This window comes from Lacrimispora brassicae, from assembly GCF_054772055.1.
The window spans coordinates 58044-83245 of the sequence record NZ_BRYH01000025.1; the positions used below are offsets into that span (position 1 = coordinate 58044).

21 protein-coding genes are annotated in these 25202 nt (G+C 45.4%); 17 read left to right on the forward strand and 4 right to left on the reverse strand.

The window, feature by feature from the left end:
• Nucleotides 1–319: 319 nt before the first annotated feature.
• Genes ACYVD3_RS12270 through ACYVD3_RS12280 form a run of 3 tightly spaced genes read left to right on the forward strand, consistent with a single transcriptional unit; the run spans nt 320 to nt 2897 of the window.
• On the forward strand, nt 320–562 hold the full coding sequence (locus ACYVD3_RS12270) for an acyl carrier protein (protein WP_460642805.1): 243 nt from the start codon (nt 320–322) through the stop codon (nt 560–562).
• Entirely contained in the window at nt 559–2043 is a 1485-nt protein-coding gene (locus tag ACYVD3_RS12275; protein WP_460642806.1) for a class I adenylate-forming enzyme family protein, read from the forward strand. The genes ACYVD3_RS12270 and ACYVD3_RS12275 overlap by 4 nt, the downstream gene beginning before the upstream one ends.
• Nucleotides 2040–2897, forward strand: coding sequence for a hypothetical protein (locus ACYVD3_RS12280; RefSeq protein WP_460642807.1), 858 nt, complete (start codon nt 2040–2042; stop codon nt 2895–2897). Before ACYVD3_RS12275 ends, ACYVD3_RS12280 begins: the two co-directional genes overlap by 4 nt.
• A 168-nt stretch (nt 2898–3065) precedes the next feature.
• Here the strand turns inward: ACYVD3_RS12280 and ACYVD3_RS12285 are convergent, their stop codons facing one another.
• From ACYVD3_RS12285 to ACYVD3_RS12295, 3 genes are read right to left on the reverse strand one after another with little or no spacing between them, the layout of a single operon-like run.
• A complete protein-coding gene (locus ACYVD3_RS12285; protein WP_460642808.1) occupies nt 3066–3416 on the reverse strand; it encodes a cupin domain-containing protein in 351 nt (116 codons plus the stop codon).
• A 23-nt stretch (nt 3417–3439) separates the two neighbouring features.
• Nucleotides 3440–5005, reverse strand: a complete 1566-nt coding sequence (lsrK, locus tag ACYVD3_RS12290; RefSeq protein WP_460642809.1) for an autoinducer-2 kinase — start codon at nt 5003–5005, stop codon at nt 3440–3442.
• A 21-nt stretch (nt 5006–5026) separates the two neighbouring features.
• The gene (locus tag ACYVD3_RS12295; protein ID WP_460642810.1) at nt 5027–5956 is read right to left on the reverse strand and encodes a sugar-binding transcriptional regulator; all 930 of its coding nucleotides are present in this window, start codon (nt 5954–5956) and stop codon (nt 5027–5029) included.
• A gap of 311 nt (nt 5957–6267) precedes the next feature.
• On the opposite strand from ACYVD3_RS12295, the gene ACYVD3_RS12300 reads away from it, so the two are divergent.
• The 11 genes from ACYVD3_RS12300 (at nt 6268) to ACYVD3_RS12350 (ending at nt 20464) form a co-directional block, all read left to right on the forward strand.
• The gene (locus ACYVD3_RS12300; RefSeq protein WP_460642811.1) at nt 6268–7803 is read left to right on the forward strand and encodes a sugar ABC transporter ATP-binding protein; all 1536 of its coding nucleotides are present in this window, start codon (nt 6268–6270) and stop codon (nt 7801–7803) included.
• Entirely contained in the window at nt 7800–8798 is a 999-nt protein-coding gene (locus ACYVD3_RS12305) for an ABC transporter permease (RefSeq protein ID WP_460642812.1), read from the forward strand. Before ACYVD3_RS12300 ends, ACYVD3_RS12305 begins: the two co-directional genes overlap by 4 nt.
• Complete coding sequence (locus tag ACYVD3_RS12310; protein WP_460642813.1) at nt 8795–9790, forward strand: ABC transporter permease; 996 nt, start codon at nt 8795–8797, stop codon at nt 9788–9790. The genes ACYVD3_RS12305 and ACYVD3_RS12310 overlap by 4 nt, the downstream gene beginning before the upstream one ends.
• A gap of 68 nt (nt 9791–9858) precedes the next feature.
• Nucleotides 9859–11010 carry a substrate-binding domain-containing protein gene (locus tag ACYVD3_RS12315; RefSeq protein ID WP_460642814.1) on the forward strand — a complete coding sequence of 384 codons (1152 nt, stop codon included), beginning with the start codon at nt 9859–9861 and terminating at the stop codon, nt 11008–11010.
• A gap of 47 nt (nt 11011–11057) precedes the next feature.
• Nucleotides 11058–11939 carry a 3-hydroxy-5-phosphonooxypentane-2,4-dione thiolase gene (lsrF, locus tag ACYVD3_RS12320; protein WP_460642815.1) on the forward strand — a complete coding sequence of 294 codons (882 nt, stop codon included), beginning with the start codon at nt 11058–11060 and terminating at the stop codon, nt 11937–11939.
• Between the two features lie 398 nt (nt 11940–12337).
• Nucleotides 12338–13453, forward strand: coding sequence for a 3-isopropylmalate dehydrogenase (gene leuB / locus ACYVD3_RS12325; protein WP_460642816.1), 1116 nt, complete (start codon nt 12338–12340; stop codon nt 13451–13453).
• Entirely contained in the window at nt 13443–15104 is a 1662-nt protein-coding gene (gene ilvD, locus ACYVD3_RS12330; RefSeq protein WP_460642817.1) for a dihydroxy-acid dehydratase, read from the forward strand. The genes leuB and ilvD overlap by 11 nt, the downstream gene beginning before the upstream one ends.
• An 18-nt stretch (nt 15105–15122) precedes the next feature.
• Nucleotides 15123–16802, forward strand: a complete 1680-nt coding sequence (gene ilvB, locus ACYVD3_RS12335) for a biosynthetic-type acetolactate synthase large subunit (protein WP_460642818.1) — start codon at nt 15123–15125, stop codon at nt 16800–16802.
• A 25-nt stretch (nt 16803–16827) separates the two neighbouring features.
• Nucleotides 16828–17913: a 3-phosphoserine/phosphohydroxythreonine transaminase gene (gene serC, locus ACYVD3_RS12340; RefSeq protein WP_460642819.1), complete on the forward strand. Its 1086-nt coding sequence runs from the start codon at nt 16828–16830 to the stop codon at nt 17911–17913.
• Between the two features lie 25 nt (nt 17914–17938).
• Nucleotides 17939–19102 carry a phosphoglycerate dehydrogenase gene (locus ACYVD3_RS12345; RefSeq protein ID WP_460642985.1) on the forward strand — a complete coding sequence of 388 codons (1164 nt, stop codon included), beginning with the start codon at nt 17939–17941 and terminating at the stop codon, nt 19100–19102.
• 126 nt (nt 19103–19228) lie between these two features.
• The gene (locus ACYVD3_RS12350) at nt 19229–20464 is read left to right on the forward strand and encodes a DUF1015 domain-containing protein (RefSeq protein ID WP_460642820.1); all 1236 of its coding nucleotides are present in this window, start codon (nt 19229–19231) and stop codon (nt 20462–20464) included.
• A 34-nt stretch (nt 20465–20498) separates the two neighbouring features.
• Here the strand turns inward: ACYVD3_RS12350 and ACYVD3_RS12355 are convergent, their stop codons facing one another.
• Nucleotides 20499–21515: a helix-turn-helix domain-containing protein gene (locus tag ACYVD3_RS12355; RefSeq protein WP_460642821.1), complete on the reverse strand. Its 1017-nt coding sequence runs from the start codon at nt 21513–21515 to the stop codon at nt 20499–20501.
• A 288-nt stretch (nt 21516–21803) separates the two neighbouring features.
• Here ACYVD3_RS12355 and arcC point away from each other — a divergent pair, with 288 nt between their 5' ends.
• Genes arcC through ACYVD3_RS12370 form a run of 3 tightly spaced genes read left to right on the forward strand, consistent with a single transcriptional unit; the run spans nt 21804 to nt 25183 of the window.
• Nucleotides 21804–22748, forward strand: coding sequence for a carbamate kinase (arcC, locus tag ACYVD3_RS12360; protein ID WP_460642822.1), 945 nt, complete (start codon nt 21804–21806; stop codon nt 22746–22748).
• A 34-nt stretch (nt 22749–22782) separates the two neighbouring features.
• Nucleotides 22783–23811, forward strand: a complete 1029-nt coding sequence (ptcA, locus tag ACYVD3_RS12365; RefSeq protein ID WP_460642823.1) for a putrescine carbamoyltransferase — start codon at nt 22783–22785, stop codon at nt 23809–23811.
• Nucleotides 23812–23821: 10 nt separating this feature from the next.
• The gene (locus ACYVD3_RS12370; RefSeq protein WP_460642824.1) at nt 23822–25183 is read left to right on the forward strand and encodes an APC family permease; all 1362 of its coding nucleotides are present in this window, start codon (nt 23822–23824) and stop codon (nt 25181–25183) included.
• Nucleotides 25184–25202: the final 19 nt, after the last annotated feature.

Consider the following 25202-nt stretch of genomic DNA (forward strand, 5'->3'; position numbering starts at 1 on the left):
GGATGATATTTACCATACTTCAGGATACCCTGACTTATTCTGAGCCGTTTACAGCACCGGAAGGAGGGGGAGCGGTTCCCAAATATACACTGAGAAGAGGTTCCACAACAGATATCAATGCCCTCATTCCGGCAGGTTCTCTTGTTGGCATTATAGTCGGATGCAGAGCAGAAGGAGTTACTTCGGAAACATTTGGCAGATTCTCAGTCAGCGGTGGAATTTTGCTTGAATAAACAATAGAAAAAGGCCTGTAATCAACTTGTTAGTATGATGCAGGCCTTTTAAAAAGAAATATCTGAAAAAAGGAGGAAAAACTGTAGTGGTGATCCATGACGAAATTACCCGTATGATAGAGGACGCGGCAAAGTTACAGGTTTCTGACAGAAAAAGCAATCTGTATAAAGACCTGGGATTTGACTCCCTTTCTTTTATCCACCTTTTGCTTAAGATAGAAGATATGTATTCCATTACCTTTGATATCACAGAAATGGAATCCTGTCTGGAGGTCAGCCAGTTGATCGCAATGGCTGAGAAAAAAGTAAAGGAGAACATGAAAAAATGATTAGAGATTTATTTCTGTCCCCCCCACCCCCAAAAAAAATGGCAGTTATTGATGGGGAAACCAGCATTACGTTTCAGGATCTCATTCAAAAAGCCATAGGCATTCAAGCCTGCCTGTCCCAGGGGCAGTGGGAAAATGCCGCAATATTTTTACCTGATGGGAGCGATTTTATTGCCGCTCTTTTCGGCATATTTTTATTGGGGAAAACAGCATTTCCTTTAAATATCCATCTGACGAAACACGAAGTGATTCCTTTGCTTGAACAGACAGCCACAGGTATTATCATTACTTCCGGAAAATTCCGTCCGGTTTTTGAAGAAATAAAAGCAGAGTCTATCCCTCATTTACAAGTGATTTACGTGGAGGAATGCCAGCCGGAAGAATCAATGCAGCTTCTTTATGAGCCCAGTACAGGACCGGATGAACCAATGATTTTGTTAACCACCTCCGGTTCTACAGGCAGGGTCAAAATTGTTCCCCTTACAGAGAGGAATGTTGAAACTTCTGTTTTTGGTTATATTGACAGAATGTGTTTTGAAGACATGGATGAGAGGGATATCAGGTATATCCTTGCCGCTCCGTTTTCTTCGGCATACGGCATGATGATCCTGTGTGCCTGTCTGATAAAAGCATTCCCTACGGTTCTGCTTAAGGAGGGCTTTACTCTGGACATTTTTTATAAAGCGGTTCAGGACCACAGAGTGACCCACTATGAGGGTGGAGCTATGGTTCCCCTTTTAATGGAGCAGACAGCAGGAAGGCCTGTCCCTTATGATATTCATTTATTAAAATACTTCGGTTTTGGGGGAAGCAAAATTTCAGGTGCTACATTGAGAAACCTTTTAAATGCTTACCCGGGAATCCAGCTTTGGCAGGGATATGGGATGACGGAAGCAGCCCCGTTAATTACAAAGTACACGAAAACCAGTTTGGAAAAGTTGGATTCCGTGGGAAGGGCGATAAAGGGAGTTAAGATTTTCATAGAAGCTGATGGTATGATCACAGATGTTCCTTATACCAATGGAGAAATCCTTGTAAGGGGACTTAATGTGATGTCAGGGTATTATAGAAATGAAGAGGAAACAAAGACAGTACTGAAAAATGGCTATTTGTATACGGGCGACCTTGGCTATCTGGATGAGGAAGGCTATTTGTATATTTACGGACGGAAGAAAAATGTGATTATTGTCAGAGGATTTAACGTATATCCGGAGGAAGTGGAAGCCTGTATCTTAAACAGCCTGCTTGCAAAAGACTGCGTTGTTTATGGAGAGATGGATGAATGGGGAAATGAAACTGTCTGCGCAGATATTATTCCAGCCGATCCTAAGTCCGGCAGGGAAAAAATCCAGAAAGAGATCCGAGTTTACTGTAAAGCACATTTGTCAGGATTTAAACAGCCCCGGAAAATAGAACTGGTTGATACAATCAGAAAGACTGTGTCTGGAAAAAATGAAAGAAGGAGAGAAGAGCAGTCATGAGTCTGATTTATTTTCAGGGATTAAACTGTTATTCCAGCAGTCTGTTGAATGCTGCTGTTTTCACAGGTGCGGATTACCGGAACGTTTTTGCTAACCTGTGGTCAGAAACAGACTTTACGTATGATCAGATCCATCATTTGTATTTATCCAGAAGAATGCCTGCTAATCTGGAAACCTTGGGTGTTAAGCTGGAATTTCTGAATTGCTGCTCTTCAAAAGAGGTGGAAAAAGGATTATCCCTGCTTTCCCACGGACAATGGATGGTAGCTGGAATGGATGCCTTTTTCATTCCGTGGACGCCTTATTACCAGGAATTGCACAGCTTCCATTATTTTATTGCCCAGAAAGCGAAGAAAGGCGGTTTTTCCTGTTTTGATCCCACATATGACAGAAAAGATATAGAGATAACCCATGAGGATATGATTTCCCACGCTTTTGATATTTGCAGGATTTATAAAACAGCGGCAAAACAGTCTCATATTAGCAGCCGAAGGGAGGCACAGGAAATTCTGTATTCTCACCCTATAACACAGGAAAATCTCCTTGCCCAAATCAGAGAGTGCGCTTACGGAAAACAGAAAAACGGGGAACTGCTTGCAAAGTACATAGATGCTTTGATCAATAACTGTTATCTTTATGTTCATTACCTTCAGAACATGCCGTTGTACAGGGAAAAATGTGACCAGTACTTTTCTAAGGAATTCTTTCTCAAGTGGACGACAGTGAAATATGGATTATACAAAGCCTCTATCAGGCAGAACAACCAGGAGATCATCCAGGAAGTATGCGGGCATTTCAGGGAACTGATAGAAGAAGAAATGGACATTGCCCATAAAATCGGGACAGTGATGTAAAATTTCTATATACCTTCATGAATGGATAAAAGTATTTTTTTAACCATTATTATTGAAGTGATGAAAATGGTTTTAAAAGAAGAAAACTGTATCCTGATAGAAAGGCATAGAAAACAGGTAAACATCCTCTGTTTCTATATTCAATCATCAGGATACAGTTTTTAAATACTAAAATGTATAGTCTTCCAATTCCACCTTATCCACTTCCTGGAACGGCGCCAGCGTGGATATCATCTTTACGCTGCTCTTGTAGGGATTAAAGCAATAGTGAATCTCCGAAGGCTCAATGTGGATAAAATCCCCCTGTTTTAAATGATGGACCACTCCATCTACAACAATGTTAATCTCTCCCTCAAGAATGAAGAAATCTTCTTCCATCACGTTATGATAATGGGCGGTGAAATCCTCACCTGGCTGGAATTGCACGACTGCAAAATTCATGCGAGGACCTTTCATTAAATACTTTGGACCGCTATTACCAAAACGAAATTCTTTTTCTGATTCATTGATGATAAACATATTTTTTTCTCCTTTTTCTTCACTTATAAACCAGGTGCGATCCACATATTCTTTGTGATTTTACGATCGCAGAGAAGCAACTGGTTCTGGTAAAAATCTCTCCATCTGCCATAAATCTCACAATAAATTCTGTGATTCTCCATGTTAGGCATAAACTGCTGCTCTATAGTCACCAGTTTTTTGGCAGTCTCAGCAATATCCTGATACATGCCGATCCCATATCCCGCCAGGATGGCGGCACCCAGTGCAGTAGCTTCTTTTACTTTGGGAACCTTTACAGGGAGTCCCAGGACATCAGACAGGATCTGAGCCCAGAGAGAGCTGTTAGCGGCTCCGCCTGCAAATGTGATTTCTTTTGGAAGATGACCGGTGGCCTCCTGAACCAGTTCTAAATGTCCCTTTGTAACCAAAGCCGTATTTTCTAAAATTGCCCGGTAGAAGGTATAATGGTTATATCTTTTAGGATCCAGTTCAAAGTTGGAGAAGGTTGGTGCAGCATGTTTCCAGTTTATAAAGTTCATCACATCTGAAAAAGAGCACATCATACCAGAGCAGCCTGCCGGTATTTTCTCTGCTTCCTCATTCATCAGATCATAGACGCTCTTTCCTGTTTCTTCCGCCAGCTTTTTTTCTGCATGACAGAAGCTGTCCCGATACCAGCGCATAACAAGTCCCGGCTGAAAGGCCAGGGCTTCATATTGCCAGATGCCTGGTATGGCATGACAGTTTACGCGGACACGGCAGCCTGGATCAGTGTCAGGTTTGTCTGTATTGTATTCGTACTGCCAGAAGCTGCCGCCGAATAATGCGGCTTCCCCTACATGCACCACGCCTACTCCGATACAACCTAACTGGGCGTCTCCTCCGCCTGCCACAACCGGAATTCCTTTTGGCAGACCTGTCTGGCCTGTGCAGTCAGAAGATGTTTTCCCGATTATGGTTCCGCATTCCTTTACAAGGGGAAATATATCCGTCCTCAGCCCGCATCGCCTGGCAATCTCCGGATTCCAGCAGCGGGTCTTTAAATCAAATAATCCGGTGGTAGATCCGTTGCTTGGCTCTACGGCCAGGATGCCGGTCAGCTTAAACATAAGCCAGTCATTGAACATTCCAATGTATGCAATCCGGTCATAAATATCAGGCATTTTATTCTTTACCCAGAGAAGCCTGGGAAGGGCATCCAGGGCATAAGACTGCCCTGTTTCTTCATAGAGGAGGCGTTCCAGCCCTGGGTCACTGGAGATCAGTTGTTTTACTTCATCATTGCTCCGGGCGTCTACATTGGCACAGGCCCAGATTTCTTTTCCGTCCTTGTCATAAAGAACGATACCTTCCCTCATGCAGGTAGTGGAGATGGCGGCTATCTCATAAGGTCCGGCGGTACTTGAGCATAAGACTCTTCGGATACAGGAGGAGGCGAGTTCCCAGTTGCGTTCCCAGTCAAAATCCATACTCCCCGGATATCTGGGGTCCTCTCTGTGTTCCCATTCCTCCTGAATACAGGAGAGTTGGTTGCCCTTGTGGTCAAATAGTACTGCACGGATGCTTCCAGTGCCTGCGTCAATAGCTAAAAGGTAATTTGATGACATATCCATTCCTCCATTCTATTTTCATTTCGGCGAATCAGGATCTTCTTCCATCAGGTTTAATGCTGTTTGCTCATCTGTGATCAGCACATTTAGATAACCGCCATTTAAAGAAGCGCGTATGGCTCTTACCTTACTGTCTCCTGCGGCAACTCCAATAACATTGGGCAGGGTGCGCAAGGTTGCAAGAGACGTGCTTAACAGCCGGTCCTCAATATCGGTATGAATGGGATTTCCATCTTGATCGATGAAATGGCTGAGGATATCACCTACGGCTCCCTGCATGGACAGGTAGAGAAAGTCATTTTTTGTAAAAATTCCATTCTTTATTATGGTTGCATCTTCTTCGATTCCCCCTATGCCTACCACGGTCATGGAAGCCAGATTCACCATACGGGAAATTTCCTGTATGGAAGGTTCGTTCTGCATGGCATTGCAAAGCTCTTTGGTTGAAACAACCAGCGGAGCGGGATAAAGAAATAGTTTTGCGTTAAATTTGCTGGAAAATGTATTTGGAAGATAATAACTGACGCCTCCTGTTAAAGATACGGCAGAAAGAGGCGCTTCCGTTATGTTGGCCAGATGATTGATCACCCGGCCCAGGGTATCTCCGTATCCGATGTTGACGTATGTGTTTTCCGTAATCCGGTCACTGATGTACATGGCGGCAGCTTTGGCAACGGTATCGTTGAGACAGGAGATATCAGGGGCAGAGGGAACCACAAACGCATCCTTCAAATTCCATCTTTGGATTAATTCTTGTTCAATTTTCAGATGACGGCTCCGCTCCTGGGAAATCTGAAACTGGATGACTCCGTCCTGCCTGGCTTTTTCCAGAAGCTTAATCACTTTCATACGGGATATTCCGAGTTTTTCTGAAATCTTTTGCTGGGTCATATTTTCTATATAATAATACCACGCTGTTTTCATAATAAGGGAATCTTCATAATTCATGTTTGGGTCTCCTATCCATCTCATTGGTTTTTTTTGAACAAATGTTAGTATAATGGTAAAATGTTTCGATTTATATTTAGTATAGCAAAGGAAAATCTATATGTCAATAGTACCAAAACAAATAAAGGGACTGCAAAAATATCTGTGACAATATTGATAAATCGTTTGCAATATCACGGAAATTTAGTATAAAATCACTATACTTTTTGAAAATACTATTGACAATATAGGCTATATCATGTATGATGTGGACATGAAACAAAAGTTACTACATAAAACAAAAATATCAAATTTGATGGGTGGGAAGAAATATGAAGCAGTCTGAAACGGCCCGTTCGGAACAGGTATTGTTTTCTGTCAGCGATATTGTTAAGTCATTTGGCCAGAATGCTGTTTTAAAAGGCATTGATTTAAGCGTAGGAGAGGGAGAAGTGCTTGCGCTGATTGGCGGAAATGGAGCAGGAAAAAGTACCTTGATGAAGATCATTATGGGCATATACCAGCCGGATGCCGGAAGTGTAGCGGTAGCCGGGGAAACACTTTCGGTATTCAAACCGTCCGTTGCCCTTGCAAAAGGGATTTATATGGTTCCCCAGGAACCCATGCTGTTTCCCAACATGACTGTTGAGGAGAATATCCTGATTGGTTTTCATGACAATACGGCCATTCTTCGAAAACGTCTGAGGCAGATTATGGATGAGATTGGCTGGCATTTGGACACTGAACGAAAGGCCATGAGCCTTTCCATAGCGGAACAGCAACTGGTAGAGCTTCTCAGAGGGTTACTAAGACAGGCAAAGCTTCTTATTTTAGATGAACCCACCAGCGCCCTGACTTTTGATGAGGTGGAAAGCCTTTTCCGGATTGTGGAAGATTTAAAGAAGAAGGGAATTGGTATCATCTATATTACTCACCGGTTGGCTGAGGTATTCCAGATCGCTACCCATGTGGCAATTATGAGAGACGGAGTGATTACATTAAAGGGAAGTACTTCAGATTTTACCAGAGAGATGTTGGTTAAGGGGCTGCTTCCCGCCAATATGGATGGGCAGCAGGAAACTGGAAAAAAAGAATCTTCTGATTTGAACTATTCTGTATTAAAACCGGTATTTGAATTAAAAGACTACTCCGGCTACGGATTCCGGGATATAGACCTTAAGATTTACCCGGGAGAGATTCTTGGGGTTGCAGGAGTTGTAGGGGCCGGGCGCACCGAGCTTGCAGTTACGATTTTTGGAAAAGATAAGGTTCTTGGCGGGAAAGCTTTTCTGGATGGAAGAGATGTGACTGGTCTTTCCACCAGGGCGATTTTAAAAGCCGGCATTAATTATGTACCGGAGGACCGCCGCTTAAATGGTCTGTTCGGAATCAGTGATGTGGCGGCCAATACCACCTCTGCTTTGGTCCCCGGGAAAGCGCTTGGGCGGATATTCTTAAATACAAGGACAGAGTGGGGGATCACCCGGAAATATGTGGAGGATTTTCGTATTAAGATTACGGGACAGGATCAGATAGCGGGAAGTCTTTCCGGAGGCAACCAGCAGAAAATAGTCATTGGACGGTCTCTATCTACAAATCCAAGGCTGGTGATTTTGGACGAGCCCACACGGGGGATCGATGCAGCGGCCCGCGGTGATGTGTATGCAATTATTCATGAACTGAAAAAGCAGGGAGTGGCGGTTATGCTGATTTCTTCTGATATGGAAGAGATTGTGGAGCTTTCAGATCGGGCGGTTGTGGTCTTTCAGGGACGGCTTAGGGGAGAACTGAGCAAAAGTGAGATCAGCCAGGCAAGCCTTATGGCGGCCTCCTTCGGTGTGACGGAAGAAAAGCAGGTGGAAGCATGAAGAAGATTGGAAAAGTTCGCGAGTTAAATAGTTTTCTGTTTCTGGCAGGGCTGATTTTTCTGGTAGGCCTGATTAACCGGAGCTTCTGGCAGCCGGCAGTCATATGGAATTGTTTTAATGACAGCGTTGTTTTCACTCTTTTGTCAGCAGGAATCGCATTTGTCATCTTAACTGGAGAAATCGATGTTTCTATTGGGGCGGTGCTGGGTTTATCAGCAGCCGTGGGAGCTACTTTCTTAAGAGACGGATATGGTGTGATAACAGCCTCTGCAGCGGCTCTTATGATCGGCATTCTGACCGGTCTGGTCAATGGGATCGGTGTGGCCATATTCCGCATTCCTTCTCTGATTTTCACTCTGGGTGTCAATGGTGTTGTGCGGGGCATGATTTATGTATACACAAAGGGAGCCTGGGTTGAGAATCTTCCGGCTGCATTTACCAGAATGTCAAACCGCACGCTGATGGGAAACCTGACAGTTTTTTATGGGATGACAGTTGTGGTGGTTTTGAGTGTCCATCTCATTTTGACGAGAACTAAAAAGGGGAAATATTTTATTGCAGTGGGAGATCATGAAGCTGGCGCGACCCTGGTTGGAATTCCGGCAGATAAAACGAAAATCATGGCATATGTCCTGTGCGGAGTGTTTGCCTCTGCTGCAGGTATGATTTATGCATCACGCATTGGCTTTATTACACCTACGGCAGGAAACGGATATGAGATGAAGGCAATTGCGGCATGTGTTCTGGGGGGCTTAAGTTTAAGCGGAGGAATTGGAAGTCTGGCCGGTGCCTCCATCGGTGCGGTCATCATGTCCTCCATCAGCAGAATTCTTGTATTTCTTGGTTTCTCTTCCGATTATGACAATACGATCACCGGCATTATGCTGCTGACCATTGTGGTGATCAATACCGTGGCACAGAACCGGGCGGCTGAGAAAAACCGCCGCCGGATCCTGTCTGCCAGGACTGGGGAAAAAGGAGGAGAGAAGAAATGAAAGCTTTTAACTGGAAAAAATGGGAATTTGCACTTTTTTTGATTTTGATTCTGGAAATCCTGGTCTTTGCGTCAAAAAACAGTAAATTCCTTATGCCAAGAGTACTGTTTGGCAGTATGAATGACATTATTTCCATTTGTATCATTTCGCTGTTTGTTACCTTTGTCATGATTACGGGAGGGATCGATATCCAGGCCGGTTCCATTGTAGGGCTTTCTTCCATTATTATGGGAGTTATCTGGCAGGATGGGGGAGTGAATATCTGGGCGGCTTCCCTGATTGCCATAGCTGCCGCCGGGATGTGCGGCGCTCTTTCCGGCTATTTTATCGCATACTGCGGCGTGCAGCCCATGGTGGTTACTCTTGGAGGAAGTTTTCTGTATTCCGGGATTGCGCTGATGGTGTCAAATTTGTCGGCGACGGAGAGTTACAAAGGAATCAGTGGTTTCCCGGACAGTTTTTTAAGGCTCTCTAAGGTAAAGCTGTTTGGTGTCATTCCAAGTCAGGTTATCATTTTTCTTATCCTGGCAGTACTGGCTTATTTTCTTCTGCATAAGACCAGATATGGAAGACAGGTATTTCTGGTGGGGGTAAATCCCAATGCCGCGGAATATTCGGGCATTCATACAAAGCTTATTATTATGAGTACATATATTCTTTCCGGAATCAGTGCTGCGGTGGCTGGAATTATTCTGACCTCTTATCTTGGCACGGCAAAAAGCGATATTGGTTCTACACTGACCCTTCCCATCATCACTGCGGTGGTTCTGGGCGGTACCTTAAGTACAGGAGGGAAAGGAAGCGTACCTGGAACGGCACTTGCTGCAGTAGTTATCGGGACTTTAAGATTCGGACTTCCGCTGTGTTTTAAGGTGAGCCAGCAGTATCTGGATATTCCGGCAGGGATTCTCCTGCTGGCAGTAGTGACGGGGCGGGCCTTCCTGAATAATCCGTGTCTGAGAGCCCGTTTTTTGAAAAGAGAGCAAAAGTAACTGATAAAATGAGGTGAAAACTTCATCATTATAAAACTAATATAAAGCATATTAAAGGAGGATTTTTTATGAGAAAAGCAATGGCACTTGTATTGGCGGGACTGATGGCGGCGTCACTGTCTGCTTGCAGCGGTTCGGGAAAACCTGTTGACACAACCAAGGCAGCAAGCGGGGAAACGAAAACAGAATCAAAAGCGGACGAGAGTAAAAGCAATACCAATTCTTCTGATATTTCCGGAAAGACAGTGGCATTTATTCCAAAGCTGACAGGGAATGCATTTTTTGAATCCGCCAATGGGGGAGCTCAGAAGTATGGAAAATCCTGGGGAATTACTGTTGATTATCAGGGAAGCGCCAATGCGGCCGTAGCTGATCAGGTTCAGGTAATCAACAATGCGGTGGCAAGCGGTGTGGACGCCCTTTGCGTTTCCTCTGTAGATGCAACGGGGCTTGACTCTGCATTAGAGGAGGCAAGTGATGCAGGCCTGACCGTGGTCACATGGGATTCCGATGTTTCAGACACGGCACGTACTTTGATGGTCTCCCAGGGGACGCCTGAGATGCTTGGGAAAATGCTCGTAGATATGGGGGCGGATTCCTTAACAAAGCGTGGGAAGGATGTGAAAGCGGATGGGATTAAGTACTGCTGGCACTATTCCCAGGCTACTGTGGCAGATCAGAACTCCTGGCAGGTTGCGGGAGAAGCTTACATAAAGGAGAATTTTCCTAATTGGGTGAATGTTGCTCCGAATAACTATTACTCCGAACAGGATGCAGAAAAAGCGGTTTCCATCGGCGCTTCCATTCTGGAAGCCAATGCGGATATTGATTTGATTATCTGCAATGACTCTACAGCGCTTCCAGGCCAGTGTAAGGCGGCCCAGAACAAAGGGCTTACAAAAGAAAATGTAACCATTACCGGTTTTGCCTCCCCCATGTCCATTAAGGATTACTGTAATGCAGGTGTGATCGAACAGTGGGGACTTTGGGACTGCCAGGTTCAGGGCGCCATTGGCTGCTATCTTGCCGCCTATCTGTCTGCGGGAAATCAGGTAAAGGTGGGAGATAAGATTGACATTCCGGAGATTGGCACTGTGGAAGTGATGCCTAATGACTGTCTGGTTGAGGGAGCCGCTACCGGTGAGGTAAACAATGGAGTTGTTCTCCTTCCGGAGCGTACGGTATTCAATAAAGACAATATGAATAACTATGATTTTTGATCCGGCTCAAGGGCTGGGTCCGATGACAGAAAAAGGAGAGAAAGAATATGGCAGATTTGGAAGGAATAAAAGTAGCACATAATTATTATAAGGATGTACCCTTTGCAAATAATAAGCCTTTTTATGTAAAGGGAGCCAATCATCTGGATTGGGGAATGAAGAAGCATTTATCCAATATTTTTGATGAGAACAGTGGAAATACGGTTATGTTTGCTTTTGACCATGGATATTTCATGGGTTCTGCAGCCGGTTTGGAGCGTTTGGACATCGTGGTGCCCAAGCTGCTTCCCAACATTGATGTTTTAATGGGAACAAGGGGAGCGCTCCGAAGCTGTGTGCCGGCAGAAGGAAGGAAAGGCATTGCCCTTCGGGTCACCTCCGGTTCTTCCATGCTTGACGAGGACTTATCCCATGAGGTTCTTGCTGTTGACATTGAGGATGTGATCCGCATGAATACGGATTGCATGGCCATTCAGACCTTTATCGGAGCAGAAGGCCAGCTTTCAAGCCTTGACAATCTGTCAAAAGCGGTGAACTTAGGGATGCGCTACAGCATACCTACCATGGGAGTTGTGGCAGTAGGAAAGCAGATGGAGCGCACAGACCGTTTCTTTAAACTGGCTACCCGCATTGTGGCAGAGTTAGGAGCCAATATCATAAAAACCTACTACTGTGAAAACTTTGAAGAAGTGGTATCTGCCTGCCCGGTTCCAATTGTGGTGGCAGGAGGTAAGAAGCTTCCTGAGAAAGAAGCACTGGAACTTGCGTACCAGTCCATCAGTCAGGGGGCAAGAGGGGTTGACATGGGAAGAAATATCTTCCAGAGTGAAAATCCTGTGGAGATGAGCGCTGCTGTCCGCAGGATCGTGCACGAAGGATTTACTGACAAGGAAGCCTATGAGTTTTATCAGGATATGATTCATCAATAAATGCAGAGGTTTCGTTAAAAAGGATGGTTAAAAGTGCGTCTTGAAACGGTATAGATTGAAAGCCGGATTAAGACGCACCTTTTTTGCACATAGTTGTTTAGGAGGGACAGGGCTTTTCCAGATTTATCAAATAACTCATAGGAAATACCTCTTTTATAACTTATATTTATAGTTTCAATTCCAATCTAATATAGTCTTTTCCCGAAATTTATTTTATTTTAGTTGAAAAATCCCGATAAATGTTCTATTATGAGAAGAAATATATTATCGAAAGCAAAAGGCGCCTTCGATAATCGGATGGACGGCAGTAAAAAACACTGCCTTTTATCAGAATCCTGAAAAACGGTTTCTGATAAATTATATCAGCACAGTGCAGTGACATAGAGGGAGAGGCAGAGATGAATTACAATATTGCAGTGATTCCCGGCGACGGGATCGGGCCTGAAATCATTGGAGAAGCGAGAAAGGTCCTTGATAAGGTGGGAAGTGTATACGGTCATGACTTTCAGTATACAGAAGTATTGATGGGCGGCGTTTCTATTGATGCCCATGGAGTTCCTTTAACAGAGGAAGCTCTTGAAACAGCAAAAAACAGTGATTCCGTTCTCCTCGGAGCAGTAGGCGGAGATGTGGGAAATTCAAAATGGTACGATGTGGCACCGAATCTGAGACCTGAAGCGGGACTACTTGCTATCCGTAAGGGTCTTAATTTATTTGCCAATATCCGTCCGGCCTATTTATACAAAGAGCTTTCTGATGCCTGCCCTTTAAAAAAGGAGATCATTGGAGACGGATTTGACATGGTCATCATGAGAGAGCTGACAGGCGGCCTGTATTTCGGAGAGCGGCACACCGAAGAGGTGGATGGCGTTATGACTGCCGTGGATACCCTTACCTATAATGAAAATGAAATAAGAAGAATCGCCGTTAAGGCCTTTGATATTGCCATGAAACGCCGGAAAAAAGTGACCAGCGTGGATAAGGCAAATGTGTTGGATTCCTCCAGGCTTTGGAGAAAGGTGGCTGAAGAGGTGGCAAAGGATTACCCGGAGGTGACCTTAACTCATATGCTGGTTGATAACTGTGCCATGCAGCTTGTCATGAATCCGGGACAGTTTGACGTGATCCTGACGGAAAACATGTTTGGCGATATCTTATCCGATGAAGCCAGCATGATCACAGGCTCCATTGGGATGCTTTCCTCGGCCAGCATGAATGAAAGCAAATTTGGAATGTATGAACCCAGCCATGGTTCTGCCCCGGATATTGCAGGGAAAAATATTGCAAACCCCATTGCAACCGTTCTTTCCGCCGCAATGATGCTCCGTTATTCCTTTGATCTGGACAGGGAAGCATCAGCCATGGAGGCGGCAGTGGAACAGGTGCTGAAGGAAGGATACCGGACGGCAGACATTTATTCGGAAGGATGTAAAAAAGTGACCACCGCAGAAATGGGAGATTTGATTGCGGAACGGATTGGAAAAGAAAAGGAGTGTGCAGCGGATGAAAAGTGATTCAGTAAAAAAAGGGATGCAGCAGGCGCCTCACCGTTCCCTGTTTAATGCACTGGGAATGACAGAGGAAGAGATGGAAAGGCCTCTGATCGGTGTTGTCAGTTCCTATAATGAAATCGTACCAGGCCATATGAACCTGGACAAAATAGTGGATGCTGTTAAAATGGGAGTTGCCATGGCAGGAGGTACGCCGGTAATGGTTCCGGCCATTGCTGTCTGTGACGGGATCGCCATGGGGCACATTGGCATGAAATATTCCCTGGTCACCAGGGACTTGGTTGCGGATTCCACAGAATGCCTTGCAAGGGCCCACGCCTTTGACGCCCTGGTCATGGTGCCCAACTGTGATAAGAATGTACCTGGACTCTTAATGGCAGCCGCACGCATTAATATACCCACAGTGTTCGTCAGTGGCGGACCAATGTTAGCAGGGCGTGTGCAAGGCCATAAGACCAGCCTGTCCAGCATGTTTGAGGCGGTGGGAGCTTATACCGCAGGAAACATGACCGAAGAGGATGTGAGGGAATACGAACAGCATGCCTGCCCTACCTGCGGCTCCTGTTCCGGTATGTATACGGCCAACAGCATGAACTGTCTGACTGAGGTCCTGGGAATGGGACTGAAAGGCAACGGAACCATTCCTGCGGTTTATTCGGAACGTCTTAAGCTGGCAAAGCACGCGGGAATGGCTGTTATGGAAATGCTTAAGAAGAACATCTGTCCCCGTGACATTATGACGGAAAAAGCCTTCCGCAATGCCCTGACCATGGATATGGCCCTGGGATGCAGCACCAACAGTATGCTTCATCTTCCTGCCGTCGCCCATGAGGCTGGGGTAGATTTAAATCTGGAGACCGCCAATGAGATCAGCGCAAAGACCCCAAACCTTTGCCACCTGGCTCCGGCAGGGCCCACTTATATGGAAGATTTAAATGAAGCAGGCGGCATTTACGCTGTTATGAACGAGATCAGCAAGCTGGGGCTTCTGGAATTAGACTGTATGACCGTGACAGGAAAGACGGTTGGAGAGAATATAAAGAATTGTGTAAATAAGAACCCTGAAGTGATCCGGACTGTGGAAAATCCATACAGCCAGACAGGCGGTATCGCCATATTAAAAGGAAATCTGGCGCCGGATTCTGCAGTTGTAAAGCGCTCCGCCGTAGCGCCTGAGATGTTGAAGCATGAAGGCCCTGCAAGAGTGTTTGACTGCGAGGAAGAGGCCATCAAAGCCATTAAGGACGGAAAGATCGTGGCAGGAGACGTGGTGGTCATCCGCTACGAAGGCCCCAAGGGAGGCCCCGGCATGAGGGAGATGTTAAATCCCACCTCAGCCATTGCAGGCATGGGTCTTGGTTCAACGGTGGCCCTTATCACCGACGGCCGTTTCAGCGGTGCTTCCAGAGGCGCTTCCATTGGGCACGCATGTCCGGAGGCGGCGGTGGGAGGTCCCATTGCCCTGGTGGAAGAGGGAGATATCATTTCCATTGATATTGACAACCACAGGCTGGACGTAAATGTATCTGAGGCCGAAATGGAAAGAAGAAAGGCCAATTGGCAGCCAAGGAAGCCTCAGGTGACCACTGGATACCTGGCCCGGTACGCAGCCATGGCCGCCCCGGCAAGCCGTGGAGCGATTCTTGAATTATAAAAAGAAAAGGAGCAGCCTATGAAAACATTGAATGGAGCAGAGATTGTAATCGAATGCCTGAAAGAGCAGGGTGTGGATACTGTTTTTGGATATCCGGGCGGTACGATCCTGAATATATATGATGCCCTTTATAAGCATCAGGATGAAATAACCCATATCCTGACCGCCCATGAACAGGGGGCAGCCCATGCTGCTGACGGATATGCCAGAGCTACAGGCCGGGTAGGGGTTTGTCTTGCCACCTCAGGGCCTGGAGCAACCAACCTGGTAACCGGAATCGCCACCGCTTTTATGGATTCTATCCCAATGGTAGCCATAACGTGCAACGTGGCGGTAAATCTTCTTGGACGTGACAGCTTCCAGGAGATAGATATTACCGGCGTGACCATGCCTATTACAAAATACAACTTCATCGTGAAAGATATAACAAAACTGGCGGATACCATCCGCCGGGCATTCCGGATCGCACAGACCGGAAGACCCGGTCCTGTGCTGATAGATATTACAAAGGATGTGACCGCAGGAACCTATGACTATGAATATGAGACTCCCGAGCCCATTAAGAGGCAGGAGGATACCATAACAGAGGAGGATTTGGAAACTGCGCTGCAGCTTATCCGGAAATCCCAGAAGCCGTACATCTTCGTAGGAGGAGGAGCGGTTGCTGCCAATGCCTCGGAAGAGCTTTCTTCCTTTGCCCACAAGATCCAGGCCCCTGTGGCGGACAGTCTTATGGGAAAGGGAGCCTTTAACGGAACCGATGAACTGTATACCGGAATGGTAGGAATGCACGGGACCAAGACCTCTAATTTCGGAATCACCGAGTGTGATTTATTGATCGTAGTTGGCGCCCGGTTCAGCGACCGGGTGACAGGAAATGCCGCCAAGTTTGCCAGAAAGGCAAAGATCCTTCAGTTTGATGTGGACCCGGCGGAGATCAATAAGAACGTCAAAACCTATGCCAGCGTTATCGGTGATGTAAAAATGATCTTAAAGAAGCTGAATGCCCGTTTGGATCCCATCAACCATGAAGAATGGCTGGCCCACATTGACCGGTTAAAGGATATGTATCCCATGCGCTTTGACAAAAGCGCTCTTACAGGTCCTTATATTGTTGAAAAGATTTATGAGATCACCCAGGGAGATGCCATCATTACAACGGAGGTAGGCCAGCATCAGATGTGGGCCGCCCAGTTCTATCAGTATAAATACCCCAGAAGCTTCATCTCCTCCGGCGGCCTTGGAACCATGGGCTACGGCCTGGGGGCTTCCATTGGAGCAAAGCTGGGATGCAAGGATAAGGTGGTCATTAACGTGGCAGGGGACGGATGTTTCCGCATGAACATGAATGAGATTGCCACGGCGACCCGCTACAATATTCCCATCATCCAGGTGATTTTTAACAATCAGGTACTGGGCATGGTCCGCCAGTGGCAGACCCTGTTCTATGGAAAACGGTATTCACATACAGTGCTTAATGACCAGGTGGATTTTGTAAAGGTAGCAGAGGGACTGGGAGCCAAGGCCTACCGGGTGACCGGCAAGGACGAATTTGAACCTGTCCTCAGAGAAGCCATAGAGTTAAACGTTCCTGTTGTTATAGAATGTCAGATCCATTGTGATGACAAGGTATTCCCCATGGTATCCCCGGGAGCGCCCATTCAGGATGCGTTTGACGCAGAAGACTTAAAGATCTAAGACAAAAGTATGAGGAGGAAGAGATATGAGCAGAGTGTATAATTTTTCCGCAGGACCAGCCGTGCTGCCGGAGGAAGTCTTAAGAGAGGCAGCCGAGGAAATGATGGATTACAAAGGCTGTGGCATGTCTGTCATGGAGATGAGCCACAGGTCTAAAATGTTTGAGACCATCATCGGTGATGCTGAGGCAGACTTACGGGAGTTATTAGGGATTCCGGACAATTACAAGGTGTTGTTTTTACAGGGCGGAGCTTCCCAGCAGTTTGCCATGGTTCCCATGAATTTATTCAAGAACCGTGTGGGAGACTACATCATCACAGGACAGTGGGCAAAAAAGGCATACCAGGAAGCAAAGCTTTACGGTACGGCCAATGCAGTTGCTTCAAGCGCTGATAAGACCTTCAACTATATCCCGGACGTTTCGGATCTGCCTATTTCTCATGATGCAGATTACGTTTATATCTGTGAAAACAACACAATTTACGGTACAAAGTATAAAACACTGCCTAATACAAAAGGAAAAACACTGGTAGCTGATCTCTCCTCCTGTTTCTTATCGGAACCCATTGACGTTTCAAAATACGGCTTGATTTTTGCAGGCGCCCAGAAAAACGTAGGGCCTGCAGGCGTAGTCATCGCCATTATCCGGGAAGACTTAATCACAGAAGATGTTCTTCCGGGAACTCCTACCATGCTTCGTTATAAGACCCATGCTGACGAGAAATCACTTTACAATACGCCGCCGGCTTACGGAATCTACATCTGCGGAAAGGTGTTTCAGTGGTTAAAGAAGCGGGGTGGCTTAGAGGCCATGAAGGAATTCAATGAAAAGAAGGCGGCCCTCCTTTATGATTATCTGGACCAGAGCCAGATGTTTACCGGTACCGTGGAAAAGAAGGACCGTTCCCTGATGAATGTTCCTTTTGTAACCGGAAGTGAGGAACTGGATGCATTATTCGTAAAGGAATCAAAGGCAGCAGGCTTTGAAAACTTAAAGGGCCACAGAAGCGTAGGCGGTATGCGGGCCAGCATTTACAACGCCATGCCTATGGAAGGTGTGGAGAAGCTGGTTTCCTTTATGAGGGATTTTGAAGCAAAGCATGGGAAATGACCATACAGTCAAGAGAGGAGACATGATGAAAAAAATTCATTGCCTCAATGCGGTTTCCAACTGCGGGACCGCATTGCTGACAGAAGACTATGCATTAACAGATCACATAAATGAAGCGGAGGGGGTTCTTGTCCGCAGCGCTTCCATGCATGAGATGGAACTTCCTGAGGGACTTTTAGCCATTGCAAGAGCAGGGGCAGGAGTCAACAACATTCCTCTGGATGAGTGTGCTTCAAAGGGGATCGTGGTGTTCAACACCCCGGGAGCCAATGCCAACGGTGTGAAGGAACTGGTCATTGCAGGGCTTATGATGGCTTCCAGAGATATTGAAGGAGGCATTCGCTGGTGCAAGGACAATAAGGGCGATGAAAACATTGCAAAATCCGCGGAAAAAGCCAAAAGCTCCTTTGCAGGATGCGAGATCAGGGGAAAGAAGCTGGGAGTCATTGGTCTTGGAGCCATTGGTACGGAAGTGGCCAATGCCTGCTCTTCCTTAGGGATGGACGTCTATGGGTATGATCCGTTTATTTCCATAAACGCGGCATGGAAGCTTTCCAGAAATATCAAGCACATTACCTCTGCGGATACTATTTACCAGGAATGCGATTACATAACCCTTCATCTTCCCCTGGTTGATTCCACAAAGGGAATGATGAATAAGTCTGTCATTGACCGTATGAAGGACGGCGTTGTGATCTTGAATTTCGCAAGAGATGTCCTGGTGAATGAAGATGACATGGCAGAGGCTTTACAGTCCGGCAAGGTAAAAAAATATGTAACTGATTTCCCAAATTCAAAGTCCGTTCATATGGAAGGAGCCATCGTGATCCCTCATTTAGGCGCTTCTACGGAAGAATCCGAAGACAACTGTGCAAAGATGGCGGTAGAGGAAATCATGGATTATATTGATAACGGCAACATCCGCAATTCCGTAAACTTTCCTTTCTGCGACATGGGAGTGTGCAATACGGCCAGCCGTCTTGCAGTGCTTCACTTAAATATTCCCAATATGATCGGGCAGATCACCGGAACCCTGGCGGCAGGGGATGTGAACATTTCCGATATGACAAATAAGAGCCGTGAAAAGTATGCTTATACTCTGCTTGACTTGGAAAGCGTCCCGGATGAAGAAAGCATACAGAAGCTAAACGGCATCAAGGGTATTCTGCGGGTAAGAGTAGTTAAATAAAGTCAGAGTTCTGCCATCCGCTCTATAGAAACATTTATGTGATTTGCGCTTAGTGAGCAAGTTCCCACGCACAAATCCCATAAATGTTTTTGCATGGCGAAACTGTAAACAAATAAAGGAGACACTATGGCGATTGTGAAACCATTTCCATGCGTCAGACCGGACCCGGGCTATGCCCATCAGGTGGCAGCCCTTCCCTACGACGTATACAGCCGCAAGGAGGCCTGTGAGGTAACAGCAGCCAACCACCGGTCGTTTTTAAACATTGACAGGCCGGAAACCCAGTTTTCTGATGATGTGGACACCTACGATGACCGTGTTTATGAAAAAGCCGGGGAGATGCTGAAAAACTGGATAAAGGACGGGATCTTTCAGACAGACCCTTTGGAAGCCTATTATATCTATGAACTGACCATGGACGGAAGGCGTCAGACCGGGATCGTGGCCTGCTCCTCCATTGATGATTATGTAAATGGGGTCATTAAAAAACACGAAAATACCAGAGAAGAAAAGGAAGTGGACCGGATCCGCCATGTGGATACCACAGATGCACAAACCGGCCCCATTTTTCTGGCTTACCGGACCAATGAAGGGATCAACGGGATCGTGAATTCTGTAACAAACACAGAGCCTTTATATGATTTTGTGGCAGAAGACGGCGTCGGCCACAGGGTATGGCAGATCCATGAGGGAGATAAGATCTCTCAGATTCAGAATGCTTTTGTTGGGATACCTTCTACTTATATCGCAGACGGCCATCACAGGGCGGCTTCCGCCGTAAAGGTAGGACTTAAGAGGCGCAGGGAAAATCCGGGATATACAGGGGAAGAGCCTTTTAACTATTTCCTTTCCGTTTTATTTCCTGATGACCAGCTTATGATCATGCCCTATAACCGGGTGGTAAAGGATCTAAACGGCCTTTCAGAGGAGGAGTTCCTTCATAAAATCAGGCAATCCTTTGAGGCGGCCTGTATGGGAACAGAGGCTTTTGCTCCTTTAGAAAAAGGAACCTTTGGGATGTATTTAAATCGGAAGTGGTACTGCTTAAAGGCATCCAACACCTTAAAATCCTCTGATCCGGTAAAGGGCTTAGATGTATCCATTCTTCAGGACAATCTGTTAGGTCCTGTTTTGGGGATCAAAGATCCCAGAACGGATCAAAGGATGGATTTTATCGGAGGGATCCGGGGTCTTAAGGAGCTGGAAAAGCGGTGCAGCCAGGATATGGCAGTGGCATTTTCCATGTATCCTACATCCATTGAGGAATTGTTTTCCGTGGCAGATGCAGGGCTTTTAATGCCTCCAAAATCCACTTGGTTTGAGCCAAAGCTGCGCAGCGGATTATTTATCCACCTATTATAACTAAGAAAAACACGCCGTCTCCGGAAGGGAAACCTTATTGGGACGGCGTTTCTTTTTCAGGTTCTTTTTTAAGCTGTTCCCTGCGGTAAATATCATAGACCTCAAGGAGCTGAGGGCGTTTTACCACCCCGATTTTTTGAAAGATGTTGTGGACATGGGTTTTCGCTGTTCCAAGGGAAATATATAAATCCTCGCTTATTTCCTGGTTGGTTTTGTCCATAAGAAGCACTCTTAAGATTTCCCTTTCCCTTGCGGTCAAGTGGTAAGCCTCACTGAAATGATACAGAATGCTTTCTTCTATATCAGAGGGTAAGTTTCCCCGGGTATGGCTGGTTACCTCCTCTACGATGGTATTGTTCTTTAATAATATTTTCAGGTAGTACATAAGATATCCGGCAGAGAATATGGCGTAGAAAAGGTATAAGATATCGGAGGTAAAGCTCCGGTTGTTCATATTGATATAATATTTAGAATAAGTATCAAAATTAAAGATTACAATGGTATCTTCCACAATGATTAAAAGATTCATGAGAACAGTAAAATAAAAAAGTCTTTTGCACCATTTAAAGAAAGGATCCTGATATTCCTCAGGGTTCTTTTTTATTATACCTAAGCATTCTGCTCCTATATAGGCGTTGTAAAGCTGGCTTGGGAGGAAATAGAGCCATATCTTCCAGGCACTGTTTCCCATGGCAGGCACAAACAGCATGAAGGTCACGTAAATTGCTAAAATTCCATAATCACGCTGGGTAATCGTTCTATTTAACAGCCGTTTGAAGATGGTCAGGTAACCAAGTGACAAAATCAGATAGATCAATGTTTTATGGGTCGGAACGATCATAAAAATCTTATTATAATATTCTGCAAAATTCCCAAACATTTCTGAAGCAAAAATCACAATATCATCCACTAAACTTGCCCCGAATATGATTCCTATCCATAATAGGATCTTTTCTTTCCCATTTAAAAAAAGTGAGAAAGACATCCAAAGGATACCGGAGTAGACCGTGATCAAAACCAGATTGTAAATGAATACGACGCCTTTTTCCATATTTTGTCTCCTGCATTTTGTTCGTCCACATGTTGTCATCATCAGTATAACAAATAAAAAAGTTTTTTCAACTCCAAAATTTTATTAAAACCCTATTTTTTAGTGCAGAGTGCACAAAAGTTTAGGAGAGTTTATGTGGATTAGGGTTAAAAGTGTTATAAATATCCACCCTTGGTTGCATTCTCAACCGGCATGAGAACTGCTATTTTCATCTTGTGAGGCCGCTGCAACAAGAAGCGGATCACAGCAAAACAAAATTACAGCAAAACAAAAAAGGAGGTTTTACTGATGGCAGAGAAAATAGTTCTTGCTTTGGGCGGAAATGCGCTGCAGTCAGGAAAGGGAGAAGCAACGGCCAAAGCACAGCTTGAAATCGTTCATAAGACTTGTGAGTATATAGCAGAATTAAATGAACGAGGATACGAGATGGCCATAGTACATGGGAACGGACCTCAGGTAGGGAGAATTTTGCTGGCATCTGAAACTGCAAAAGATGTAACACCACCTATGCCGTTTGATGTATGCGGGGCAATGTCCCAGGGGTATATCGGATATCATTTGCAGCAGGGTCTGAAATATGCGCTCAATAAACGGAATCAGAACTTTCCAGTTGTCACCATCGCTACCCAGGTGATTGTAGATGAGAATGATCCGGCTTTCCATAATCCTACCAAACCCATCGGACCTTTCTATACAAAAGAAGAGGCTCACGCACTGGAAGAGGAAAAGGGATTTGTTATGAAAGAAGATGCCGGCCGGGGATACCGGAGAGTGGTTGCATCTCCGATTCCTAAAAAGATCGTGGAGATCGAGGCGGTAAAAGAGTTATGGCCAAAGGCAATCGTCATTACCTGCGGCGGAGGCGGAATTCCTGTGGTTGAAGATCCTGTTGGCGCTCTTAGGGGAACGGCAGCGGTTATTGATAAGGATTTTGCGGCAGAGCTTCTGGCAGAACAGGTGGATGCAGATATTCTGGTGATTTTAACAGAAGTTGAAAAGGTGGCAGTCAATTATAACAAGCCGGACCAGAAAAACCTGGATCATCTCAGCCTTTTAGAAGCAAACAGGTATTGCGAGGAAGGGCAGTTTGCTCCGGGAAGCATGCTTCCAAAGGTTCAGGCAGCCATGAAGTTTGTAAGATCCAATCCGTCAAAACGGGCCGTCATCACCTCCCTTGATAAAGCGGTAGAAGCCCTGGATGGAAAAACAGGCACCATATTCACATTTAACTAATTCACAATAAAAATTTATATAAGGAGATTTTGCCATGAAAGCAAACGGAATTACACATTTTATCGACACTAACGATTTTACCAAGGAGCAGTTGTTAGACATTATCGACCTGTCTTTAGCCATCAAAAAAAGCATCAAAGCAGGCTATAATCCTCCATTGTTAAAGGGAAAAACACTGGGAATGATTTTCCAGCAGTCCTCAACAAGAACCCGGGTTTCCTTTGAAACAGCCATGGAGCAGCTTGGCGGACATGCTCAGTACTTAGGACCTGGCATGATCCAGCTTGGCGGGCATGAAACCATCGGCGATACAGGAAGAGTGCTTTCCCAATTGATCGACGTGGTAATGGCCAGAGTTATCGAACACAACTCAGTAGTAGAATTAGCAAAAGCCTGCACGATTCCGGTATTAAACGGTATGAGTGATTACAATCACCCGACTCAGGAAATCGGTGATCTTTGCACCATTGCAGAGCATCTTCCAAGAGGCAGAAAGCTGGAAGACTGCAAGGTTGTTTTCGTAGGCGACGGAACTCAGGTGTGTGCATCCCTTGGATTCATTACCACAAAGCTTGGTATGCATTTCGTTCATTACGGACCAAAGAACAATCAGCTTCCGGAAGAGTACAAGAAGATCATGGAAGAGAACTGCAAGATTTCCGGCGGTACATGGGAAGTGACTGATAACCGTGACAGTGTGAAGGGAGCAGATTTCATTTACACAGATGTATGGTATGGCCTGTATGAAAATGAGACTCCAAAGGAAGAGCGGGTTGCCACCTTCAAGGATTACCAGGTAAACAGAGATTTAATGTCTCTTGGAAATATCGGCTGCAAATTCATGCACTGCCTGCCTGCTACCAGAGGGGAAGACGTGACGGATGAGGTTCTTGACAGCGAAAGCTCCATTGCATTCTTAGAGGCAGGAAACCGCTTAACAGCAATGAGAGGTCTGCTTGTTTACCTTACACAGTATCAGAGAGACCAGGCTCCAAGCGAGCTTCAGATCGCAGCAGCAAAGGAACAGTTGGAGAAATTCATGGACGAAAGAAGTATCAATTAGGAGGATAATTATGTCAAACGCGCCAAAGAAAAAGTTTCGGTTAATTGATGCCATAATGGCGGTAATTTGCGTAGTATTTGTGGCAGAAGCAGCAAGTCCGGTGGCAGCGATTGGTAATTCCCAGTATTTCTGGTGGATTTTCCTCTTAATAACATTTTTGCTACCATATGGCTTGATCTCCTCAGAATTGGGGACAACCTATGAAGGTGACGGTGGATTGTATGACTGGGTGTCAAAAGCCTTTGGTAAGAAATGGGGAGGAAGGGTGTCCTGGTACTACTGGATCAACTTTCCGCTTTGGATGGCTTCTTTGGCGCTTATGTTCCCTGAGGTCATTAATCTTCTGACCGGAGGGGAGTTAGGACTTGTTCCGTCTTTGATCATAGAGCTAATTTTTGTATGGATTATTGTATTTATCAGCTTTTATTCAGTTTGTGACAGCACCTGGATCTTAAACGGGGCCGCTGTAATTAAAATCCTTATAGCTTTAACACTGGGATGCCTTGGAATCTATGGTGCGGTTACTCATGGAGTTGCCAATGAATACACCTTAGCTTCCATGATTCCGAATTTTAATTTAAACAGCTTGTCCTATATTTCAGTTATTTTATTTAACTGCCTTGGATTTGAAGTGGTTTGTACGTTTGCAGATGATATGGAGAATCCTAAAAAACAGATTCCTCAGGCCATTGTTGCAGGCGGCCTTGTAATCGCCGCTATCTATATCTTTATGGCATTCGGAATCGGTGTTGCGATTCCAGCCGATCAGATCAGTACCAGTACCGGGCTGGTAGCAAGTGTACAGCTTTTAACCGGAAGCACAAAAGGAATCATTGTGACAGTCGTTGCCATTGGTTTTCTGCTTACGCTTTTTGGAAATATGATTTCCTGGTCACTGGGGGTTAACAATGTGGCAGCTTATGCGGCAGATAATGGGGATATGCCTGGAATATTTAAGATAAGAAGCAAAAAGAATGACATGCCTATAGGCGCGGCAATTATGAACGGGCTGGTAGCCAGTTTTGTTTTGATCATCGCTCCCATTATACCGAATCAGGATCTGTTCTGGTGCTTCTTCGCATTGAATCTTGTTATGTTTTTACTTGCCTACATTCCTGTATTTCCGGCATTTTTAAAGCTTAGAAAAATTGACCCGGATACAGAGCGGCCCTTTAGGGTTCCCGGAAGCGATGGCTTCTTAAAGGTTTTAGCAATCGTGCCAATGATGCTGATCATCATTGCTTTGATCTTTACTGCAATTCCTTTAAGCTTTGATCCGGAAACTTTAGCGGGAGTACTTCCCATCACCATCGGGGCAGTGATATTCCTCATACTTGGTGAGCTGATTGTAAACAGAAAAAGAGACAAATAAGAAAGAGAAGGGATAAATT

What these genes read in the sequence shown, in the direction of transcription:
- ACYVD3_RS12275 (WP_460642806.1), top strand. Translation starts at nt 559, where the DNA reads ATGATTAGAGATTTATTTCTGTCCCCCCCACCCCCAAAAAAAATGGCA.
- ACYVD3_RS12280 (WP_460642807.1), top strand. Translation starts at nt 2,040, where the DNA reads ATGAGTCTGATTTATTTTCAGGGATTAAACTGTTATTCCAGCAGTCTG.
- ACYVD3_RS12285 (WP_460642808.1), bottom strand. Translation starts at nt 3,416, where the DNA reads ATGTTTATCATCAATGAATCAGAAAAAGAATTTCGTTTTGGTAATAGC.
- lsrK (WP_460642809.1), bottom strand. Translation starts at nt 5,005, where the DNA reads ATGTCATCAAATTACCTTTTAGCTATTGACGCAGGCACTGGAAGCATC.
- ACYVD3_RS12295 (WP_460642810.1), bottom strand. Translation starts at nt 5,956, where the DNA reads ATGAATTATGAAGATTCCCTTATTATGAAAACAGCGTGGTATTATTAT.
- ACYVD3_RS12300 (WP_460642811.1), top strand. Translation starts at nt 6,268, where the DNA reads ATGAAGCAGTCTGAAACGGCCCGTTCGGAACAGGTATTGTTTTCTGTC.
- ACYVD3_RS12305 (WP_460642812.1), top strand. Translation starts at nt 7,800, where the DNA reads ATGAAGAAGATTGGAAAAGTTCGCGAGTTAAATAGTTTTCTGTTTCTG.
- ACYVD3_RS12310 (WP_460642813.1), top strand. Translation starts at nt 8,795, where the DNA reads ATGAAAGCTTTTAACTGGAAAAAATGGGAATTTGCACTTTTTTTGATT.
- ACYVD3_RS12315 (WP_460642814.1), top strand. Translation starts at nt 9,859, where the DNA reads ATGAGAAAAGCAATGGCACTTGTATTGGCGGGACTGATGGCGGCGTCA.
- lsrF (WP_460642815.1), top strand. Translation starts at nt 11,058, where the DNA reads ATGGCAGATTTGGAAGGAATAAAAGTAGCACATAATTATTATAAGGAT.
- leuB (WP_460642816.1), top strand. Translation starts at nt 12,338, where the DNA reads ATGAATTACAATATTGCAGTGATTCCCGGCGACGGGATCGGGCCTGAA.
- ilvD (WP_460642817.1), top strand. Translation starts at nt 13,443, where the DNA reads ATGAAAAGTGATTCAGTAAAAAAAGGGATGCAGCAGGCGCCTCACCGT.
- ilvB (WP_460642818.1), top strand. Translation starts at nt 15,123, where the DNA reads ATGAAAACATTGAATGGAGCAGAGATTGTAATCGAATGCCTGAAAGAG.
- serC (WP_460642819.1), top strand. Translation starts at nt 16,828, where the DNA reads ATGAGCAGAGTGTATAATTTTTCCGCAGGACCAGCCGTGCTGCCGGAG.
- ACYVD3_RS12345 (WP_460642985.1), top strand. Translation starts at nt 17,939, where the DNA reads ATGAAAAAAATTCATTGCCTCAATGCGGTTTCCAACTGCGGGACCGCA.
- ACYVD3_RS12350 (WP_460642820.1), top strand. Translation starts at nt 19,229, where the DNA reads ATGGCGATTGTGAAACCATTTCCATGCGTCAGACCGGACCCGGGCTAT.
- ACYVD3_RS12355 (WP_460642821.1), bottom strand. Translation starts at nt 21,515, where the DNA reads ATGGAAAAAGGCGTCGTATTCATTTACAATCTGGTTTTGATCACGGTC.
- arcC (WP_460642822.1), top strand. Translation starts at nt 21,804, where the DNA reads ATGGCAGAGAAAATAGTTCTTGCTTTGGGCGGAAATGCGCTGCAGTCA.
- ptcA (WP_460642823.1), top strand. Translation starts at nt 22,783, where the DNA reads ATGAAAGCAAACGGAATTACACATTTTATCGACACTAACGATTTTACC.
- ACYVD3_RS12370 (WP_460642824.1), top strand. Translation starts at nt 23,822, where the DNA reads ATGTCAAACGCGCCAAAGAAAAAGTTTCGGTTAATTGATGCCATAATG.